General features: G+C 76.0%; 4 protein-coding genes. All 4 read right to left on the reverse strand.

All coding sequences use genetic code 11. The annotated features are described in order from the left end of the window. Window positions 1-1,258, reverse strand: a 1,258-nt coding sequence (locus tag ACFU6K_RS32045) for a Dyp-type peroxidase (RefSeq protein ID WP_380668994.1), incomplete at its 3' end; no start/stop codon positions are given. A gap of 14 nt (window positions 1,259-1,272) precedes the next feature. After that, window positions 1,273-3,321, reverse strand: coding sequence for a FixH family protein (locus ACFU6K_RS32050; protein WP_380668996.1), 2,049 nt, complete (start codon window positions 3,319-3,321; stop codon window positions 1,273-1,275). 13 nt (window positions 3,322-3,334) lie between these two features. Further along, entirely contained in the window at window positions 3,335-3,850 is a 516-nt protein-coding gene (locus ACFU6K_RS32055; protein ID WP_380668999.1) for a copper chaperone PCu(A)C, read from the reverse strand. Further along, window positions 3,847-4,506 carry an SCO family protein gene (locus ACFU6K_RS32060; protein WP_380669001.1) on the reverse strand — a complete coding sequence of 220 codons (660 nt, stop codon included), beginning with the start codon at window positions 4,504-4,506 and terminating at the stop codon, window positions 3,847-3,849. Before ACFU6K_RS32060 ends, ACFU6K_RS32055 begins: the two co-directional genes overlap by 4 nt. Window positions 4,507-4,613 lie beyond the last annotated feature (107 nt).

The raw sequence follows: 4,613 nt of genomic DNA on the forward strand, positions 1-4,613 counted from the left end.
CGTACAGGCCGCTCGCCTCGTGCCGCAGGAAGCGGGAGAGGCCGTCGCCCCGGGAGAGCTTGCGCTGCACCGGGGTGAAGCCCCTGCCCGGGTCGTTCTGGAAGGCGAGGAAGAGGAGCCCGGCGTCCGGTGAGCCGTCCGGCAGCAGCCCGTCGTGGTACGAGAAGCCGCGCCGCAGCATCGCCGCCCCGCCGTTGGCCGCCGGGGCGGCGACCCGGATGTGCGCGTCGGCGGGGATCGCCAGGGTGCCGTCCGGGCCCTGCGCGGCGAGGTCGACCGGGGAGCGCTCACCGGCCCCGGCGGGCGCGCCGAGCGGGGCGCCGTCCGACTTGCGCCGCCCGATCACCCGCTCCTGCCGGTCCACCGGCAGCGCCTCCCAGTTGTCCAGCAGCATCCGGATCCGCCGGAACACCAGGTACGAGCCGCCGGCCAGCCAGGCCGGCTGGTCGCCGCCGGCGGTACAGAACACCTTGGCGGCGAACCCCTCCTCGTCCGGCCGGGGATTGTTGGTGCCGTCGATCTGGCCCATCAGGTTGCGTCCGGTCACCGGCTGGGCGGCGGCGCCGGGGGTGCGGGCGAAGCCGGCCGACTGCCAGCGCAGCGCCGCCGTGCCGGCCGCCAGCCGCTGGAGCACCCGCAGGGCGTGCACCGCGACCAGGGCGTCGTCCGCGCCGATCTGGACGAACAGGTCGCCGTCGCCGCGGGCCGGGTCGAGCGCGTCGCCGGGGAAGGCGGGCAGCGGTGCGAGCCCGGGCGGGTGGCGGTCGGCCAGCCCGGCCTTGTCGAACAGCGCGGCGCCGAAGCCGACCGTGACGGTGAGCGAGCAGGGCCCGGCGTCCAGCGCGACCTGGTTGTCGAACTCCTCGGAGGGCTCCCCGGCGGTCAGCCGGTCGGCCGCCTTGGTCCAGCGCTGGAGCAGGGTGCGCAGCCCGTCCCGGCCGACGCCCTCGGCCAGGTCGAAGGCGGCCAGCTGGACCCTGGCCTGCGGCGGGTCGGTGATCCCGGCCTGGTGCTCGCCGCGGAACGGCAGCCGGGCCGCGCCCAGCGCGCCGCCCGGGCCGGCCGCGGCCCGGGCGCTCCGGTCGGGGCGGTCGTAGGCGACCGCTCCGGCGACGCCCGCGCCGGCCCCGGCCAGCAGCCCGGCCCCGGCGGTGCCGAGCAGCGCCCGCCGGGTGAAGCCCGCGGGCCCTGCCGAGCCGTGGTCCGCGGAGCCGTGGCCCGTCGGGCCGTGATCCGTCGGAGCGTGGTCCGTCGACATGTCGGTCACCCCGCTCATCCGATCTTGAACTGCTGGGTCGGGGTGGTCTGGTCGATGTCGGAGGAGCGGATCTGCACCGACACCACCCAGGTGCCCGCCAGCGGCAGCTGCGCGGTGCCGCTCCAGCGGCCGGTGCCCTCCGGGGTGAGCGCGACCGGCAGCGGGCCGAGGTCGCGGTCCGGCAGGGTGAAGGCCAGCTCCACCTCGGGGACGTCCACCGGCTGCCCGTCCGCGCCGTCCAGCGCGAGCTTCACCTCGTTCGGCCCGGTCCGGGCCGGGTTGAGGGTGACGGTCGCGGTGCCCTTGGCGTTCGGCGTCCGGCCCTTGGTGTCGTACGGGAGCCTGAGGTCGACGGTGCGGCCCGGCTCGGTCTGCGGCGCCGCCGCGGCCCCGCCGGCCGCCGGAGCGGCGGCCGCCCCGGCCTTGACCTCGCCCGCCACCCGTCCGGGCGGGGAGTTGGTGAGCATCGTGGTGACCACCAGCACCGCCACCGCGACCAGCGCCTCGACCAGCACCGAGCGGCGCAGCCCGGCCCGGGTCGGGGTCAGCCCACGGTCGCGTCCGGCGCTCCGCAGCGCGGCCCGCTGGCGCTCCAGCTGCGCCTGCCGGACCGGGTCCTCGCTCTGCTGCGCCGCCACGGCGACCGGCTCCGGCAGCTCGGCCGGGGCGACCTCGACCGCCTCGTCCGGGGCCGAGCGCAGCCTGGCCAGCCAGGAGCGGGAGATCCAGGCGACGCCGAGCATCGCGACCACGCAGCCGCTCTTCACCAGCAGCAGCCGCCCGTACTCGGTGCCGGTCAGCGCGCCCCAGCTGCCCAGGCCCCGCCAGGACTGGTAGATCCCGGTCCCGGCCAGGACGGCCACCGAGCCGAAGGCGATCTTCGAGAAGCGGTCCGCCACCTCGGCGCCGACGCCCTCGCGCAGCGCGACCAGCAGCGCGGTCAGCCCGCCCAGCCAGAGCGCCATCGCGATCAGGTGCAGGATGCCGAGCGGCAGCGCCAGCCAGACCTGGATGCCCACCGAGGCGTGGTCGGCGCCGACCCAGGTCGCCGAGAGGGCGACGGCCAGCACCAGCCCGGCCACGCCGAGGCCGAGCCGGGCCTCGCGCTGCGGCCGTTCGGCGACCCGCTGCTCCAGCTCGCGCAGCTCGGCGGCCTCGGCGTCGTCCTCCGAGGCGGCGGAGGCCCCGGAGCCCGTACGGCCGTCGGGGCCGGCCTCCTCCTCGTCCCGCGGCTTCGGCACGACCGGCCGCGGCGGCTGCCCCAACTGCCCGACCAGCAGCGACAGGAACACCCCGCCCGCCGCGAGCAGCAGCAGCCGGGCGGCCAGCGCGGTGCCGATCCGCTCGTCCAGCGTGGCGCGCACCAGCGACAGGTCGAAGGCCTGCCCGATCCCGGAGCCGCGCTCGTACGGGCCGCGCAGCATCAGCACCGCGACGGTGGAGACCAGCAGCGCCGTCCAGCCGGTCATCAGCAGCCGCTGCACCCGGCGCCGGGCGGTGCCGGCCGGCCAGCAGAGCAGCACGAAGGCGGCGACGCCGACCAGCAGCGCGAAGGCGGCGTACGCGACGGTGCGCCCGGTGCCGTACAGGGCGGCGACCAGGCCGTCGGCCTCGGCGCCCTGGAGCGCGGTGGCCGACACCGAGGTGTCCGAGGGCGCGCCGATGGAGAAGGTGAACGCCCCTCCGACCGGGTGGGAGTCGTCCGAGACGGCCCGCCAGGCCACCGTGTACGTGCCGTTGGCGAGTCCGTCGCGCAGCCCGACCCGGGCGGTGTTGCCCTTGCCGTCGGCGTGCGCCGGGTTGCCGGTGTCCACGGCCTTGCCGGCCGGGTCGAGCACCCGGACGGAGTCGCCGGAGAGCGAGACGGACTCGCTGAAGGTCAGCGTCACCGCCTGCGGGGCGGTGGCGACCACCGAGTTCTGCCGCGGGTCGGTGGAATCCAGGGTGGCGTGCGCGGAGGCCGGCCCGGCGCCCGCGAGCATCAGCGCGAGCAACGCGCCGAGTACTCCGAGCACCCCGGCGATCCGGCGGTGGGTGGCCTTCTCCAGGCCGGCCGACTGCATGGTGGCGGTCCCCTTAACTCTGGCCGGGGCGGTAGGTGAGCTCCTTGACCGGCACCTTGACCGAGATGGTGCCGGACTTGGCGAAGGTGAGGTCCAGCTCCAGCTCGTCGCCGAGGACCGGGGCCTTCTGCCACCCCATGATCATGAGGTGGTTGCCGCCCCGGGCGAGCTGCAGCGCGCCGTGCGCGGGGACGTCGAGGCTGTCCACCTGCTCCATGGTCGACGCGCTCGAGCGGTGCATGGTGACCGACTCGGCGGCCGGGCTGCTCACCTTGAGCAGCTGGTCCTGCCCGCCGTCGTTGCGGACGGTCAGGTAGCCGGCCGCCATGCCGCCGGCCGGGGGGAGCGGGATGTAGGAGTCGGCGACGCTGAGCCTGGCCGGGCCGGCGGCGGCACCGTCCTGGCCGCCCGCGCCGCCGCCCGTCCCGCAGGCGGCCAGGATGGCGCCGCCGCCCAGGGCTGTGGCGACGACGGCGCCGAGCAGGGCGCTGCGGCGGAAGCGGTGGGTCCCGGTCTGCGCCGGGGTCACGCCGCGACCCCCTTGGCGAGCAGCGGCAGGTCGTGCTCGTAGGTCTTCTCCTCGGTGCCGCTCATGTAGAGCACGTGCGCCTTGTCGTCCGAGGGGAGGAAGGCCAGCACCTGCGCGCCGTGGGTGGAGGTGACCGTCCCGTCCGCGTTGACGACCGGGTCCTCGATCATGATGCCGAGCGACCTGGCGGCGGTCTTCACCTTGGCCAGGTCCCCGGTGAGGCCTATGAAGTCGCTGCCCATCGAGTCCAGCCAGGTGCGCAGCACCTGGGGGGTGTCGCGCTGCGGGTCGGTGGAGACGAAGACGACGTTGACCTTCTGCCGCTCCTCCGCGGGGAGCGCCTTCATCGCGACGCCGATGTCGCCCATGGTGGTCGGGCAGACGTCCGGGCAGCTGGTGTACCCGAAGAACAGCAGGGTGGCCTTGCCGTCGGTCTGCCGGCGCAGGTCGAAGGGCTGGCCGGCGGTGTCGGTCAGCTGGAGGTCCGGCTTCTCGAAGTTCTTGGCGAGCTTGGTGCCCTGGTACGGGGTGTCCTCCTTCTGCCGGGTGACCTTGGCGGCGGTGGAGCCGCCGCCGGAGGAGCCGCAGGCGGAGAGGGTCAGGGCGGCGGCCAGCGCGAGGGCGGCCGCGCCGGCCAGGCGGGTGGTGCGGGGCATGGGAGTTACACACCTCAGGCGAGGCCCACCCCTCGGGGCCGTAACGGATCGCGGGTAACCGTCACAGACGGCGTGGGGGCGGGAGGCGGCGGTGCCGCTCGTGCGGC

This window comes from Kitasatospora sp. NPDC057512 (genome assembly GCF_042802135.1).
Classification (GTDB): Bacteria; Actinomycetota; Actinomycetes; order Streptomycetales; family Streptomycetaceae; genus Kitasatospora.